The sequence below is a fragment of the Streptomyces sp. NPDC050842 genome, from assembly GCF_044456565.1.
In the GTDB taxonomy this organism is placed as follows: Bacteria; Actinomycetota; Actinomycetes; order Streptomycetales; family Streptomycetaceae; genus Streptomyces.
The window spans coordinates 457,680-470,662 of sequence record NZ_JBITGA010000006.1 but is presented as its reverse complement, the minus strand read 5'-3'; the positions used below and the strand labels follow the sequence as shown (position 1 = coordinate 470,662).

At 71.9% G+C, this 12,983-nt stretch carries 18 protein-coding genes; 8 read left to right on the top strand and 10 right to left on the bottom strand.

From position 1 onward, the window contains the following. The first annotated feature begins 27 nt into the window (after nucleotides 1-27). The 4 genes from ACIBG6_RS22935 to ACIBG6_RS22920 all read left to right on the top strand — a co-directional run bounded on the left by ACIBG6_RS22935 (nucleotide 28) and on the right by ACIBG6_RS22920 (nucleotide 2,906). Entirely contained in the window at nucleotides 28-306 is a 279-nt protein-coding gene (locus tag ACIBG6_RS22935) for a hypothetical protein (RefSeq protein ID WP_399224392.1), read from the top strand. A gap of 64 nt (nucleotides 307-370) precedes the next feature. Next, nucleotides 371-679 (top strand): DUF2087 domain-containing protein, encoded by a 309-nt coding sequence (locus tag ACIBG6_RS22930; protein ID WP_399224391.1) that lies wholly within the window; start codon nucleotides 371-373, stop codon nucleotides 677-679. Continuing rightward, nucleotides 676-1,287, top strand: a complete 612-nt coding sequence (locus tag ACIBG6_RS22925; protein WP_399224390.1) for a LysE family transporter — start codon at nucleotides 676-678, stop codon at nucleotides 1,285-1,287. The genes ACIBG6_RS22930 and ACIBG6_RS22925 overlap by 4 nt, the downstream gene beginning before the upstream one ends. Before the next feature lie 335 nt (nucleotides 1,288-1,622). Continuing rightward, on the top strand, nucleotides 1,623-2,906 hold the full coding sequence (locus tag ACIBG6_RS22920) for an amino acid permease (protein WP_399224530.1): 1,284 nt from the start codon (nucleotides 1,623-1,625) through the stop codon (nucleotides 2,904-2,906). Here the strand turns inward: ACIBG6_RS22920 and ACIBG6_RS22915 are convergent. The 3 genes from ACIBG6_RS22915 to ACIBG6_RS22905 form a co-directional block, all read right to left on the bottom strand. Continuing rightward, nucleotides 2,860-3,525, bottom strand: a complete 666-nt coding sequence (locus ACIBG6_RS22915) for a TetR/AcrR family transcriptional regulator (RefSeq protein WP_399224389.1) — start codon at nucleotides 3,523-3,525, stop codon at nucleotides 2,860-2,862. The genes ACIBG6_RS22920 and ACIBG6_RS22915 overlap by 47 nt on opposite strands. An 83-nt stretch (nucleotides 3,526-3,608) precedes the next feature. Further along, nucleotides 3,609-4,112, bottom strand: a complete 504-nt coding sequence (locus ACIBG6_RS22910; protein ID WP_399224388.1) for a cupin domain-containing protein — start codon at nucleotides 4,110-4,112, stop codon at nucleotides 3,609-3,611. A gap of 95 nt (nucleotides 4,113-4,207) precedes the next feature. Further along, nucleotides 4,208-5,323 carry an MFS transporter gene (locus tag ACIBG6_RS22905; protein WP_399224387.1) on the bottom strand — a complete coding sequence of 372 codons (1,116 nt, stop codon included), beginning with the start codon at nucleotides 5,321-5,323 and terminating at the stop codon, nucleotides 4,208-4,210. 125 nt (nucleotides 5,324-5,448) lie between these two features. On the opposite strand from ACIBG6_RS22905, the gene ACIBG6_RS22900 reads away from it, so the two are divergent. Next, nucleotides 5,449-6,069 (top strand): NADPH-dependent FMN reductase, encoded by a 621-nt coding sequence (locus tag ACIBG6_RS22900; protein ID WP_399224386.1) that lies wholly within the window; start codon nucleotides 5,449-5,451, stop codon nucleotides 6,067-6,069. Between the two features lie 22 nt (nucleotides 6,070-6,091). Here the strand turns inward: ACIBG6_RS22900 and ACIBG6_RS22895 are convergent, their stop codons facing one another. Continuing rightward, on the bottom strand, nucleotides 6,092-6,325 hold the full coding sequence (locus tag ACIBG6_RS22895; RefSeq protein ID WP_399224385.1) for a hypothetical protein: 234 nt from the start codon (nucleotides 6,323-6,325) through the stop codon (nucleotides 6,092-6,094). Nucleotides 6,326-6,487: 162 nt separating this feature from the next. Between ACIBG6_RS22895 and ACIBG6_RS22890 the strand changes: the two genes are divergently transcribed. Next, on the top strand, nucleotides 6,488-7,060 hold the full coding sequence (locus tag ACIBG6_RS22890) for a dihydrofolate reductase family protein (protein ID WP_399224384.1): 573 nt from the start codon (nucleotides 6,488-6,490) through the stop codon (nucleotides 7,058-7,060). Between the two features lie 43 nt (nucleotides 7,061-7,103). On the opposite strand, the gene ACIBG6_RS22885 is transcribed toward ACIBG6_RS22890, so the two are convergent. Then, nucleotides 7,104-7,646, bottom strand: a complete 543-nt coding sequence (locus ACIBG6_RS22885; protein ID WP_399224383.1) for a GNAT family N-acetyltransferase — start codon at nucleotides 7,644-7,646, stop codon at nucleotides 7,104-7,106. Between the two features lie 197 nt (nucleotides 7,647-7,843). On the opposite strand from ACIBG6_RS22885, the gene ACIBG6_RS22880 reads away from it, so the two are divergent. Both ACIBG6_RS22880 and ACIBG6_RS22875 read left to right on the top strand, forming a co-directional pair. Further along, complete coding sequence (locus ACIBG6_RS22880) at nucleotides 7,844-8,446, top strand: cysteine hydrolase family protein (RefSeq protein WP_399224382.1); 603 nt, start codon at nucleotides 7,844-7,846, stop codon at nucleotides 8,444-8,446. 7 nt (nucleotides 8,447-8,453) lie between these two features. Then, the gene (locus ACIBG6_RS22875) at nucleotides 8,454-9,362 is read left to right on the top strand and encodes a GlxA family transcriptional regulator (protein ID WP_399224381.1); all 909 of its coding nucleotides are present in this window, start codon (nucleotides 8,454-8,456) and stop codon (nucleotides 9,360-9,362) included. Between the two features lie 22 nt (nucleotides 9,363-9,384). On the opposite strand, the gene ACIBG6_RS22870 is transcribed toward ACIBG6_RS22875, so the two are convergent. The 5 genes from ACIBG6_RS22870 to ACIBG6_RS22850 form a co-directional block, all read right to left on the bottom strand. Then, on the bottom strand, nucleotides 9,385-9,549 hold the full coding sequence (locus ACIBG6_RS22870) for a hypothetical protein (RefSeq protein ID WP_399224380.1): 165 nt from the start codon (nucleotides 9,547-9,549) through the stop codon (nucleotides 9,385-9,387). Nucleotides 9,550-9,618: 69 nt separating this feature from the next. Further along, a complete protein-coding gene (locus tag ACIBG6_RS22865; protein WP_399224379.1) occupies nucleotides 9,619-10,125 on the bottom strand; it encodes a DinB family protein in 507 nt (168 codons plus the stop codon). Nucleotides 10,126-10,184: 59 nt separating this feature from the next. Beyond that, the gene (locus tag ACIBG6_RS22860; protein WP_399224378.1) at nucleotides 10,185-10,808 is read right to left on the bottom strand and encodes a hypothetical protein; all 624 of its coding nucleotides are present in this window, start codon (nucleotides 10,806-10,808) and stop codon (nucleotides 10,185-10,187) included. A gap of 340 nt (nucleotides 10,809-11,148) precedes the next feature. Next, on the bottom strand, nucleotides 11,149-12,111 hold the full coding sequence (locus tag ACIBG6_RS22855; RefSeq protein ID WP_399224377.1) for a hypothetical protein: 963 nt from the start codon (nucleotides 12,109-12,111) through the stop codon (nucleotides 11,149-11,151). 135 nt (nucleotides 12,112-12,246) lie between these two features. Beyond that, nucleotides 12,247-12,978, bottom strand: coding sequence for a PIG-L deacetylase family protein (locus ACIBG6_RS22850; protein WP_399224376.1), 732 nt, complete (start codon nucleotides 12,976-12,978; stop codon nucleotides 12,247-12,249). Between the last annotated feature and the right edge of the window lie 5 nt (nucleotides 12,979-12,983).

The window sequence follows — 12,983 nt, the reverse complement described above, 5'->3', positions numbered from 1 at the left end:
ACTCCCCGCACGTACAGGAGCAGCACCATGGCCGTCATCGTCACCGTCGAGATCCCCGGCGGTACCCAGGCGCAGTACGAGGAGACCACGCGGCTCCTGGAGGCCGAGGAGTGGTTCCCGCCGCAGGGGTTCCTCGCCCACGCGGCCGGTCCCGACGGGTCCGGGGGCTGGCGGGTCGTCGACTTCTGGGACTCGGAGGACGACTTCCTCGCGTTCGTGGAGAAGGCCCGGCCGATCTTCGAGCGGGGCGGTGTCCGGTCGATCCTGCCGACGGTGCAGGAGGCCGTGAACGTCATCCTCAAGTAGCCCCGGCCGGGCCTCCCGAAAACCCTTTGCGGGGCGGGGGCCGTGGGCGTCAGGCTTCCGTCCCATGACCAGTCATCCTTCCCGCCCCGTCGCGGATCTGTTCTCCGTGGACGGGCGCCTCAAGGCGATCCCGCGCAAGCCCGCGCGCCGCGAGGCGCTGCTCGCGCATCTCGCCGAGACCCTCTTCGACGCGGACCGGTCCTACCGTGAGTCCGAGGTCAACGAGGCCCTGCTCACCGTGCACGAGGACTTCTCGGCCCTGCGCCGCTACCTCGTGATCGGCGGCTTCCTCACCCGTACCAAAGACGGCGCGGACTACCGCCGACAGCAGCAGCCCGGCTTCCCCGAAGGCGCGATCCCCGCCGTCGCGTGACGGGCGCGGTGGTGGCCGGCCTGCTGGCCGGTTACGGCATCGCGATCCCGGTCGGCGCCGTCGGCGCCCATCTGGTGGCGGTCGCGGCACGCTCCCCCTGGCGTACGGGGGCGGGCGCGGCGCTCGGCATCGCCGCCGCGGACGGGCTGTACGCCACGCTCGCGGTCCTCGGGGGCGCGGCCCTCGTCCCCCTCCTCGCCCCCGTGGCGGGCCCGCTGCGCTGGGCTTCGGCCGTGGTCCTCGTGATCCTGGCGGCCCACTCCACGGTGACGGCCGTCCGTGCGTACCGGGCGGGCGCGCAGAGCGCCGAGGCGGCGCCGCCGGCGCCCCGGCGGGCGTTCCTCACCTTCCTGGGGATCACGGTCCTCAACCCCATGACGGTGGTCTACTTCACCGCTCTCGTCCTCGGCGGGCACTCGACGACGGGCGCGACGGAAGCGACGGTCTTCGTCCTGGCCGCCTTCGCGGCCTCGGCGAGCTGGCAACTGCTCCTCGCCACCGGCGGCACCCTCCTCGGCCACCTCGTCACGGGCCCCCGAGGCCGCCTGACGACGGCCCTCGCCTCGGGGCTCCTGATCACGGCGCTCGCGGTGGGTCTTGTGGTGTGACGTCGGTCCCGGACCGCTCCCGCTCCTCCAGTACGTCGAAGTCGAGGAATCCCTCGGCGTTGTCCTGGAGCCAGCGGAGGGCCTGGGCACGTCGGACGACGTCCTCCGGTGCCTCCACGCCGTGCCGAGTTCCCGCGACGGCCGGAAGGCCGTGGTCCCGCGCGTTCCCCAACCCGTTCCGGCTTCTCGGGACGTCTCAGCGGCCGGAACCGGTTTGCCATCGTGCCAGGTCAGCGGCGAAACTCCTGCGCCGGTCGTCTGCCGGTCGTCTGAATTTCGGGGGAATCGTGACAGAGCGGGTACTCGGCGCGGGGCTGCGGCAGCGGCATCTGGCCATGATCGCGTTGGGTGGGGCCATCGGTGCCGGGCTGTTCGTCGGTTCGGGGTTCGGGATCGCGGCCGCCGGGCCCGGGATCCTCGTCTCGTACGGCCTCGCCGGCGTCCTGACCGTCCTGGTGATGCGGATGCTCGGCGAGATGTCCGCGGCCCGCCCGGTCACGGGCTCCTTCGCGGAGCACGCGCGGGCGGCGTTCGGTCCGTGGGCCGGGCTCCTCGCCGGGTGGATGTACTGGGCGCTGCTCGTCGTGAGCGTCGCCGCCGAGGCCGTCGGCGCGGCGCACATCGTCGAGGGATGGGTGCCGGCCGTGCCCGGCTGGGTGTGGGTGGCCGTCTTCATGAGCCTGTTCACCGTGAGCAACCTCGCCGGCGTCCGGAACTTCGGCGAGCTGGAGTTCTGGTTCGCCGGCCTCAAGATCGCCGCGATCGGCGGCTTCCTCGTCCTGGGGGTCGTGGTGCTGGCCGGTCTGCTGCCGGGCACGCCCTCGCCCGGGACCGCGCACCTGCTCGGCGACGGCGGCTTCCTGCCGAACGGCTGGTACGGCGTCGCCGTCGGCATGGTCGCGGCGGTCTTCGCCTTCGGCGGTCTGGAGACCGTCACCATCGCCGCGGCCGAGTGCGACGACCCCGTCCGCGCGGTCCGCACCGGCGTACGGGCCGTCATGTGGCGGGTCGCGGTCTGCTACCTCGGCTCGATGGCCGTGATCGTCGCCCTCGTCCCGTGGAACGACCCGGCCGTGGCCGGCGGCCCGTACGCCGCCGTCATGGCCCGCATCGGCGTCCCGGGCGCCGCCGACCTCATGAAGGCCGTCGTCCTCGTCGCGCTCCTGTCCGCGATGAACGCCAACATCTACGGCTCCTCGCGCATGCTGTACGCCCTCGTCGGGCGCGGCGACGCACCCCGCGCGCTCGGCCGGCTGCGCAAGGGAGTCCCGTACGCGGCCGTCCTCGCCTCCGCCGCCTTCGGCTTCGTCTCGGTGATCCTCAGCCTGCTCTGGCCGCGCACGGTCTTCCCGTTCCTGCTCAACTCCATCGGCGCCGCGATCCTCGTCGTCTGGGCGCTGATCGCCGCCTCCCACCTGCGCCTGCACGGCACGTCCGGACGGGCGGTCGTCGCCCTCGCGGGAATCGGCGGGGTGCTGCTCTTCATGCTGGGCGACGAGGCGAGCCGTATCCAGCTCCTGACCACCGGGGCGTGGGCGGCTGCCCTGCTGGTGTGGGCCCGGGTCAGGATCGTCAGGCGGTCGCGTACCGGGCCAGGAACAGATCCACTCCCGAGCTGATCACCCGCGTCAGTTCGGCGTCCTCGATCACCGCGTCGGGCGAGAAGGTCCGCACGAGCTGCGGTACGCCCACCGTCACCGCGACGAGCTGCTGCACGGCGAGCTTCGGGTCGGGCGCGTCGAGCGTGCCGCGCGCGTGCAGCTCGGTGAAGGCCTCGACGAGCGGGCCGTTGTTCATGTCGTAGCTGACCCGGTACCAGAGCTGGCCGAGCTGCGGAAAGCGGTCTATCTCGCCGATCACCAGGCGCCGCAGCGACATGATGTCGGGCCGCAGCAGGATCCGCGCCCAGTCGGTGGTGAGCCGGACGAGCGCGGCCCGCAGGTCGGGGGCGTCGGCGAGCGTGGAGTTGGAGGGCTCCAGATCGGCGTACGTCTTCGGCAGGACACCGCCGATGACGGCGAGGAAGAGACGCTCCTTGCTGCCGAAGTGCTTGTAGATCGTCGCCTTGGAGACCCCGGAACCGCGGGTGATCGCGTCCATGGAGGCCGCGGAGTAGCCCTCGGCGAGGAACTCGGCGAGGGCGGCGTCGATGATCGCCTGCCGCTTGCGCGAGGCCGCGTCGGCGGGGTCCGGGATGATCGGGATGCCGTACTCGTCGATGGCGCCCTGGGCGTCCATGCGGGGTCCTTAGCTGTGGTGGCGGGGGCCGTCAGTATATGAACTGAACGGTTTGGTCTGCAAGGCCCGGCGGCCCTGGCCGCCTACACGAAGAAGCTGTCGTGGCGCTCGCAGAACTCCACACGCTCGGCGTCGCTCAGGTCGGCGAGCTGCGTGATCGCCTCGAAGTACTCCTCGCGGGGCGCGCCGGGGGCGAACAGCATGAGCATCGAGGCGGGCTCGGGGGCGTCGTTGCGGAAGGCGTGCAGGCCGCCGACGGGGACGTAGAGGTGGTCGCCGGAGCCGGCGGTGACCCACTTCTCCCCGTCGAACAGCCGCACGCTGCCGGAGAGGACGAAGAACGCCTCCGACATGGCCTTGTGGAAGTGCGTGCTCGGACCGCCCGCCTCGGGCCCCATGTCGACGCGGTACAGGCCGTATTCGCCGTCGGTCGACGTGTTCTGGGACAGGTAGTGGTACGCGGTGCCGCCGGGCCCCGGCCCCGAGACGTAGTCGGGCTCGGCGTCGGCGGGCCGGAAGCGGGCGTTGACCTCGCCCTGCTCGCCGAAGTAGCGGGGGGCGGGGTAGGAGGGGTGGAGGAGGGACATGGGGAGCTCCTGAGGTGAGGGTGTGCGGTTGGGCGGTAGGGCGGTGGGGCGGCAGGGCGGCAGGGCGGTAGGTCGGTTGGGCGGTCAGGGTGACGTCAGGGTGTGTTCTGGAGGGCCTCCGCCGCGGCCGGGCCCGCCGCCACCCCGATCAGGAAGGCCAGGTTGAACAGCCCGATCGCCGTCGCGTGCCGCGCCTCGGGGAGCCGCCCGGTCGCCGCGCCGGTGAGCAGCCCCTGACCGCCGGCCGTGACGAGGGAGCTGGTCGCCGAGCCGACGAGGACCACCGCCGCCCAGGGCGCGAACGCCGCCAGGGCGGCCGCCGCCAGTGATCCGGCCGCGAGCAGCAGCCGCGTCCGGCGCGCGCCCAGGCGGGGGGCGGCGCGGATCAGCTGCCAGGACAGCAGGGCGCCCACCAGGGTGGCGATCGAGGCCGCCGCGCCGGTCTCCACGCCGGTCCAGCCGGTGAGGGCGGTGACGCGGCGCGGAGCCGCGTACAGCAGGGCGAAGTTGACGGTGGAGAGCGCGAGCATGAGCCCGGCGGCGGTGCGGAAGCCGGGGTCGCGCAGCACGTCGAGGGGGAGTGCGGGGATACGGGGCCGGTGCCCGGTCCCGGGTCCCTCCTCCGGCGCGGTGCGGCCCGCGAGGCGCAGTGCCGGTGCGAGGGCGAGCAGGCTGAGGAGCGGGAGCAGCAGGGTGGCGCGCCAGCCGAGCGTCCCGGCGACGGCCGCGCCGACGAAGAGGCCCGACGTGCCGCCGACCGCGCTGCCGATCGCGACGAGCCCGGGCGCCCGACCCGAGCGGTCCCGGCCGGCGATCTGGAAGGCCGCGACGTTGAGCCCGGCCGCGCCCGCCGCTTCCAGGGCGCGCCCGGTGACGGCCAGTTGGAGGTTCGGGGCGACGAGGGTGAGGGCCGCGCCCAGGACGAGGACGGCCGCACCTGCCCGGACGGTGCCGGCGGGGCCGCGCCGCCCGCCGGCCGCGGCCAGCAGGGGCGTACCGACCGCCATGCCGATCCCGTAGGCGGTCAGCAGCCAGGCGGCCGTCCCCGGGGAGACGGCGAGTCCGCGGGCGGCGTCGGACAGGGCCAGGGTCGGCCCGGACACGCCCATCGCGGCGGGTGCGGCGAGTAACGCGAGGAACAGGCCGCCGCCTGCCCGCTCTGAGCCGTCCTTCGTGAGCGTCGGGGGAGCTGCGGTCGTGGGAGTGGGCATGCGTCGAATGAACTACACCATTCAGTTCACTGTCAAGACTGAACCGTTCCGTTGACAGACTGAACCGATCGGTTTAGCTTTCTGGTCGTCGAGATACGACACACCGTTTCCGAGGGGGAACCGCCATGACCGCGTCCAAGTCCGCGTCCAAGTCCGCGTCCAAGTCCGCGTCCACGTCCAAGACCGCGTCCACGATCCTCGCCATCTCCGGCTCGATCCGCTCCGACTCGCACAACACCCAACTGCTGCGAGCCGCCCAGAAGTTCAACACCGGCCAGGACATCGAGATCTACGAGGGCCTGCGCGACATCCCGCCGTACGACCAGGACCTCGACACGCCCGACCTGCGCCCGGCCGTCGTCAACGAGCTCCGCCGCCGGGTCACGGAGGCGGACGGACTGCTCATCGCCACCCCGGAGTTCAACTACTCCATCCCCGGCGTCCTCAAGAACGCCCTCGACTGGCTGAGCACCGACTGGACCCGCACCGAGGGCCTGCCCCTGAACCGCAAGCCCACCGCGATCCTCGGCGCCGCGCCGACCAACTTCGGCACGGTCCGCGCACAGATCGCCCTGCGTCAGGTCTTCGTCTGGACGGACAACGACGTCGTGGTGAAGCCGGAGGTGCACGTGTTCCGCTCGCACGAGCGCTTCGACGCGGAGGGCAACCTGACGGACGAGACGACGATCGAACTCCTCCAGCTCCTCCTGACCAACCTCCAGTCCAAGATCGACTCGGCGGCCTGAAGCCCACAGGGGCCGCCGTGTGTCAGCGGCCCCGCCGGGAGCCGTGGGAGAGGATCGCCCGGCACGACCGCGCGGACAACAGCGAGAAGGCGCTCGCCCAGGAGCCGATGGAGCCGACGGACAGTGCGGAGCCGATCGAGCCGACGGAGAGGAAAGACCCGACGGAGCCGATCGAGAGCGTCGAGCCCACCGACGCGACGGACAGGAACGAGTCCCGAGACCACAGGGACAGTGAGGAACTGCGCTGCATGGCCATACTTCGATCTTAGGCTTGAGTGGCGACCGATGAGTTTTTCCGCGGGCCGCGGTCATACATCACGACTGGCACGCGGCGCCGAGCGCCGAGCGCCGAGCGCCGAGCGCCGAGAGCCGAGAACCGAAGACAAGCGCCGGAACACCGAGGAACCGAGGAAACGACATGCGCACTCTCATCAGCTCCGCCTTCATCTCGCTCGACGGCGTCGTGGAGGGCCCCGGCGGCGAGCCCGGCTACCGGAACTCCGGCTGGACCTTCAAGGACGTCGAGTTCCTCCCCGAGGCGTTCGAGATCAAGGGCCGGGAGCAGAAGGAGGCCGGCGCGATCCTGCTGGGCCGGACCAGCTACGAGGCGTTCAGCCCCGTGTGGCCCGACATGGAGGACTTCGCCGACTACAAGGAGATGCCGAAGTACGTCGTCTCCACCACGCTCACCGAGGACGACCTGGTGTCGAACTGGGGCGAGACGACGATCCTGCGCTCGCTCGACGAGGTCGCCGCGCTGAAGGAGACCGAGGGCGGCCCGATCATCGTCCACGGCAGCGCCACCCTGAACCAGGCCCTCTCGGACGCCGGCCTCATCGACCGCTACCACCTGCTCGTCTTCCCGCTCCTCCTCGGCGCCGGCAAGCGGCTCTTCAGCGCCACCGACAAGGACACCCAGAAGCTGAAGCTCGTCGAGCACGAGGTCTACGCCAACGGACTGCAGAAGCAGGTCTTCGACGTGGTCCGCTGACGCGGCCTTCCTGTCGAAGCAGGGCCCCGACGGCTGCCCTTGCCTATGCCGCCGGGTCCGGCTTCCAGTCCTGGGCGAGAAGACCGAGGAGTACCTCGTCCAGGAACTCGCCCAGCACCCAGGCCGAGGAGCGCAGGACGCCCTCGCGGACGAAGCCGTTGCGCTCGGCGGAGCGCAGCATCGCGGTGTTGTCCGCCAGCGTGTCGATCTGCAGCCGGTGGAGGCCGCGCACGACGAAGCCGTAGTGGCACAGCACCGCGACCACGTCGGTGCCGTAGCCGTTGCCGCGGGCGGACGGCAGCAGCCCGAGCCCGATGTGCGCGGACCGGTGGTGGTTGTCGATGCCCCACAGGTTCGCGGTGCCGACCAGGGTGCCGCCCTCCAGCTCCACCACGGAGAACGAGACGCTCCCCTGGACCGTGTCGTCCACCACGAGCCGTGGATCCTTCGCGCCGGGCGTGACCGGTCGCCACGGCGCGGCTTCCGCCCGCGAGCCGGTCACCACGTCGTCGTACAGCTCGGTCCGAAGGATCGGGATGTCCTCGTCGTGCCGGGCCCTGAGCCCGACCTTGCTACCTCTCAGCATGCAGGCTTCCTATCCGACGCCGTCGGCCGGCGGCAAACCGATAAACCGACAAGGCGTCGCCGGCGAGGCGTACCGAACAGGGCGAAACCCCGGACCTCATGGGACCTGCCGGCGTACGCCCTGCTGACCGGATCGGTCCGCTGCCGGACCCGATGCGGCCTGTCGCCGCCCCGCCCGCGAGGGCCAGGCTGGGGGACATGAGCCGAGCACTGATCGTCATCGATGTCCAGGAGTCCTTCCGCGCCCAGCCGCTGTGGGAAGCCATCTCCGACCCGAAGATCGCCGACAAGGTGAACCGCCTGGTGCGGCTCTCCCGCCGGGCCGGGGACCTGGTCGTGTGGGTCCTGCACTCCGAGCCCGGCACCGGTGACGTCTTCGACCCGGCCCTCGGCCACGTCCGGCTGATGGAGGAGGTGGAGCGAGCGGACGGCGAGCCGCTGATCCACAAGACCTCGCACAACGCCTTCACCACCACCAACCTGCAGCAACTCCTCACCGCGCACGGCATCCGCGAGCTCACCGTCTGCGGCATCCGCACCGAGCAGTGCGTGGAGACGACCACGCGCGTCGCATGCGACCTCGGCTACCAGGTCACGTTCGTCACCGACGCGACCGCGACCCACCCCATCCCCCACCGCGACGCCCCCGCCGACCGGAGCGTCGCCGATCTGCTCGCCGACCCCCGCACGCTGCCGTCCGCGGAAGCCATCAGGCGCACCGAGTACGCCCTCGCCGGACGCTTCGCCACCATCGCCACGCTCGATGGTCTCGCGGTCGCGGCGGAACTCCCCGTACGCTGACCGGATCGTGAGCCACATCGTCTTCCTCCTGGTGCCAGGAGTCCAGCTGCTGGACCTGGCCGGCCCCGCGCAGGTCTTCTCCACGGCGGCCGACTTCGGGCACCCGTACACGCTCGCCTACGTCGCCGAGCAGCCGCAGGTGCCCACCGCCCAGGGCCTGCCGGTGGTGGCCGGGCTCGACTGGCCCGAGCTCGGGCCCGAGGACCTGATCATGGTGCCGGGCTGGCGGACCGGCACCCTGGCCGACGGCCCCGCCCTCGGCGCCGCCTCCCTCCAGGCCCTCCGGGAGCACCACGCCAGGGGCGGGACGGTGGCCAGCGTCTGCGCCGGAGCCGACGCGCTGGGCCGGGCCGGACTGCTCGACGGCCGCCGCTGCACCACCCACCACGACCTGCAGGACGAGCTGGCGCTGCGCCACCCCAGGGCGGTCGTCGTCCGCGACGTCCTGTTCACCGCCGCCGAGCGGGTGATCACCTCGGCCGGCATCGCCAGCGGCATCGATCTGGCCCTGCACCTGGTCGCGACCCGGCACGGCCCGGCCGCCGCCGCCCAAGTGGCCCGGGACATGGTCGTCTACGCCCGCCGCAACGGCCATGACCCGCAGGCCAGCGCGATGCTCCGGCACCGGTCGCACCTGGACGACACCGTGCACCGCGCCCAGGACGTCATCGACACCCGCTTCGACGAGCCGCTGCCGCTGCCCGCCCTGGCCGCGGCCGTCGGCGTGAGCGAACGCACCCTCACCCGCCTCTTCAGCCGCGCCACCGGGCTCACGCCCCTGCGCTACCAGCAGACGCTCCGCCTCGAACGCGCCCAACACGTCATCAGCCAGGGCGCGACGATCGACGCCGCCGCGCGATCGGTCGGCTTCGAGGACCCGCGCATGCTGCGCCGCCTCCGCGCCCGGTCGGTCTGACCGTGCCAGAGGGCCGGCGTTCCTACCCGCCGCAGGCGGGCAGGAACTCCAGCCCCTCCGGCGTACCGAAGCGGACGACCGCGAGGTACGCCTCCGGGTAGTCGCAGCCCAGGTCGATCCACTGGAGTGCGAAGACGGTCCAGACGACGAACACGGCCAGGAGGAACCAGCGCCATCCCTTTGACATGTTCGCCACGTACCCGCCGGTCGCGCGGAGGAACCGCTTCCCTCCGCGCCGGCCGCTGGCCGCTACCCGCTAGCCGCCGGTCGTGCCGTCGAGCATCTCGCGCAGGATGTCCAAGTGGCCGTTGTGGCGGGCGGTTTCCTCGGTGAGGTGGAGGAGGATCCAGCGCAGATCGACGTGGCGGCCGTCGCGGACGGGTCGCTCCGCCCGCTTGTCCAGGCTGTTCGCGGCGACGAGTTCGCGGTAACGGGCGCTCTGTTCGGCGTACTCGTCGAGCAGCTGAGGGAGCGGGAAGTCGACGGCGACGCGCATTTCGCGGTCGGGGTCCTCGTCGGTCCAGGGGCCCTGGTCCTCCTCGCCGAGGAAGACCACCTGGAACCAGTAGTACTCGACCCAGCGGAGGTGGTTGATCAGTCCGCTCATGGTCATCAGCGGCGAGCCGGGCAGGAGCGCCTTGCGGGCGTCCTCCGCGGAGACGCCGTCACACTTGGCGCGGGCGGTGCCGCGTGTGTAGTCGAGAAACGTGGCGAGCTGGGTGCGCTCGTCCCACGCGGGCGGTGTGTCGTCGATTCTTGTCATCGCGGGAAGCGTCCCCGATCACAAGGCCGGTGTCGAGGCATTTCCCTGCTCCGCCCGTCTCATGACCGGAGGACGGCGTCGGCGAGTGCGATCACGACGTCGTCGTCGTTGCAGAAGTTGCCCTCGCTGATGTCGCTGTAGATGGCGAGTGTGACCACGCCGGTGAGGTCGACCGTGACGGTCTGGGGGCGGTTGATCTCCAGCATCACGCTCTTGAGCGGCCGGCCGTCACCGGCGACGGTCAGCTTCCCGGGCTTGGCCAGGCCGTTGTCGTCGAGGCCCGTGGTGAAGGTGAGGCTCTTGTAGCGCTCGTTGAGGCCGTACTCGACGGTGTTGATGCACGGGTACCGGAGGACGATCGCGTTCTCGTGGGCCTTGCCCCCGAGCGTCGCGGTGCTCAGGCCGACCTTGTCGGGTCCGTGGTCGCCGAGCGGGGTGAGGTCCTTGAGGGCGACCGCGCCGGTCGGCAGCGGCGGCGGAGCGGGGATCGTCTCGGGACCGCTCGTCTCCGGGTCCGGTGTGGGTGTGGGTGTCGCGCTCGCAGGCGTGGCACTGGCGCCGGCGGCCGGGGGCGCGGGGACGGTCACGGTCACGACGACCGGCCGGGCCGTGGGCGAATTGACCAGTGTCGGCAGGCCGAAGAAGCCGAGCAGGAGCCCCGCGACGGCCGTGAGGGCGGACACGAGCGCCGCGACCTCACCGAGCCGCCGGGGCCGGGGAGCCTGCTCAGGAGCGACCGGCGTCGGCGTCGGCGTCGGCGCCGGTGCTGGCGCCGGTGCCGGATCCCTTGCCGGATCCCGTGCCGGATCCCGTGCCGGATCCGATGCCGGGGACGGTCCCGGGGACGATCCCGGTGCCCGATCCGGCGGGAGGGGCGGCGGAGGCGGCGGCGCTTGCGGTGGAACCCGGTCATGGGACGGTGGTAACTCGGTCACGGATGGCCCCTGCTCGTCGACGGAAGGGCATTGAACCCGATCACCGCGCGGGGCACCAGAGTCCCTGGCCGCCCGCCTGACCCTGGCCCTATCGGTCCAGTTCGGATATCCGCTTCTTACTGGCGTCGTCCGTGGCCTGCTGACTGCTGGAGATCACCAGGATGCCGTCGGGGAGCGCGCCGCTCAGGTAGTCGCCGAAGGCGTCCGTGCCCTTGTCGAGGTTGTTCAGGACCGTGTCGAGCACGGACGCGATCGCCGCGCCGAGCTCGCCGCTCGCGGCGGCGGTGGCGTGGTGGTCGGCAGCCTCGGACAGCCGGCCCGCGGTCTTGCCGTGGACCTCGACGGCGACCTCCCGGAGCCGCCCGGCCGCGCGCTCGTGCTCGGCGTGGTCGACGCTGATGCCCTCGGCGATGGCCCGGCCGCTGCCGGAGCCGAGGTCCTTGCCCCAGGCGTGCCCCGTCCCCGCGTCGGCCACCCCGTCGCGGGCCTGGCCGCCGATGCCTCCCGCGAGGCCGGCGGCGATGCGTTCGAGCGGGGCCACGTTCGGGTCCTGTTGGACTTGGCTCAGGGTACTGAGGACGTTCCTTGTGCACTGGGAGACGATGACCTGCGACTGGGCCTGGGCGCCCGCGATCGCGGTCGTGACGATGCCGTCGGCGGCGCCGAAGGTCAGCGTCGCGCCGGCGAGCCCGGCGACGGTGGTCTCGGCGCACTCGGCAGCGACCTGGACGAGCTGCGCCTTGGCCTCCGCGATGGTCACAGCGATGGCGTTCGCCGCGGCGCCTGCCACTCCCGCCGCCTGCGAGATCGACAGGACGTCCTGGTTCATGACCTTGTCCCATTGCTGCCCCAGGGCGTCCAGCGCCTCGCCCCTGCCGGACGAGAGCAGCCGCTGGACGTGCTGGTTCGCGTCCCCGGCGTCGCTCCAGATCGAGTCGGCGTAGCCGCGCAGACTGCTCGCGACCGAGTAGTAGGGCTCCTGGTCGGCCTCGACCCGTGCGAGGTACTGGGTGATCAGGGCCTCGTACAGGCCGGAAGCGGTGCTGGTCATGGCGTGAACTCCCCCTCGTCACGCGCGTGTTGGTCCCACGCGCCCCCACGTGTGGCGTTCACCGTCTCACGCGACCCGTGCCGTCACAAGGACGCTGAAGGGCCGAAGGGATCGGCCGGTGGCTCAGCCGGTGGCTCAGTCGATGTGCACGATCTGGAACGCCTCCGCCATGCGGCCCGGCGGCAGCCCGCCCGCCGTCGCGTGTTCGCCGAGCCAGTCGCGGAGCAGGCCGGCCAGGTCGTCGAAGTGGGCCGTCTGGGAGGTGTGGATGCGCAGCGCCTCGACCTTGCGGTCGAAGACCGGGGTGACGTCCACGTACTGGTTCGGGGTGGGGCCGGTCATCAGCCACAGTTCGTGGACCGTCCACGGCTCCAGGCCCTCGTCCTTCAGGAGCTGCGCGTGCGCGAAGGGGTTGCGGGCCTCCGGGTAGACCGCGCGCAGGCAGGCGTCCCCGACCGCGCGGTGGTCGGGGTGGAGGTCGGCGACGCGCGCCCAGTTGATCTCGGGGGACGGGATGATGGCCCGCTGCGGGCGCACTTCGCGGATGACCCGGCACAGGTCGCGCCGCAGTTCCACGGACGCCTCGACGAAGCTGTCGGGGTAGCCGAGGAAGCGGACGTCGGCGACGCCGCTGAGTTTCGCGGAGTGGACCTGCTCGGCGCGGCGCAGGTCCGCCATCGCCTGCCGGGGGAGCTGTTCGTCGTAACCGCCGGCGCCGCCGTCCGTGACGATGCAGTACGTGACGCGGGTGCCGCGCTCGATCCACTGCATGACGGTGCCGCTGACGCAGAACTCGATGTCGTCCGGGTGCGCGGCCACGACCAGCAGGGATGCGGGTGCGCCGCGGCCCCTCTCGAAATCCTCCATGTCCC

Excerpts from the sequence above, each read along its gene's own strand:
- ACIBG6_RS22880 (WP_399224382.1), top strand. The coding sequence starts at position 7,844 with ATGAGCCGAGCACTGATCGTCATCGATGTCCAGGAGTCCTTCCGCGCC.
- ACIBG6_RS22865 (WP_399224379.1), bottom strand. The coding sequence starts at position 10,125 with ATGACAAGAATCGACGACACACCGCCCGCGTGGGACGAGCGCACCCAG.
- ACIBG6_RS22920 (WP_399224530.1), top strand. The coding sequence starts at position 1,623 with ATGATCGCGTTGGGTGGGGCCATCGGTGCCGGGCTGTTCGTCGGTTCG.
- ACIBG6_RS22870 (WP_399224380.1), bottom strand. The coding sequence starts at position 9,549 with ATGTCAAAGGGATGGCGCTGGTTCCTCCTGGCCGTGTTCGTCGTCTGG.
- ACIBG6_RS22850 (WP_399224376.1), bottom strand. The coding sequence starts at position 12,978 with ATGGAGGATTTCGAGAGGGGCCGCGGCGCACCCGCATCCCTGCTGGTC.
- ACIBG6_RS22915 (WP_399224389.1), bottom strand. The coding sequence starts at position 3,525 with ATGGACGCCCAGGGCGCCATCGACGAGTACGGCATCCCGATCATCCCG.
- ACIBG6_RS22900 (WP_399224386.1), top strand. The coding sequence starts at position 5,449 with ATGACCGCGTCCAAGTCCGCGTCCAAGTCCGCGTCCAAGTCCGCGTCC.
- ACIBG6_RS22910 (WP_399224388.1), bottom strand. The coding sequence starts at position 4,112 with ATGTCCCTCCTCCACCCCTCCTACCCCGCCCCCCGCTACTTCGGCGAG.
- ACIBG6_RS22905 (WP_399224387.1), bottom strand. The coding sequence starts at position 5,323 with ATGCCCACTCCCACGACCGCAGCTCCCCCGACGCTCACGAAGGACGGC.
- ACIBG6_RS22930 (WP_399224391.1), top strand. The coding sequence starts at position 371 with ATGACCAGTCATCCTTCCCGCCCCGTCGCGGATCTGTTCTCCGTGGAC.
- ACIBG6_RS22855 (WP_399224377.1), bottom strand. The coding sequence starts at position 12,111 with ATGACCAGCACCGCTTCCGGCCTGTACGAGGCCCTGATCACCCAGTAC.
- ACIBG6_RS22885 (WP_399224383.1), bottom strand. The coding sequence starts at position 7,646 with ATGCTGAGAGGTAGCAAGGTCGGGCTCAGGGCCCGGCACGACGAGGAC.
- ACIBG6_RS22895 (WP_399224385.1), bottom strand. The coding sequence starts at position 6,325 with ATGGCCATGCAGCGCAGTTCCTCACTGTCCCTGTGGTCTCGGGACTCG.
- ACIBG6_RS22890 (WP_399224384.1), top strand. The coding sequence starts at position 6,488 with ATGCGCACTCTCATCAGCTCCGCCTTCATCTCGCTCGACGGCGTCGTG.
- ACIBG6_RS22935 (WP_399224392.1), top strand. The coding sequence starts at position 28 with ATGGCCGTCATCGTCACCGTCGAGATCCCCGGCGGTACCCAGGCGCAG.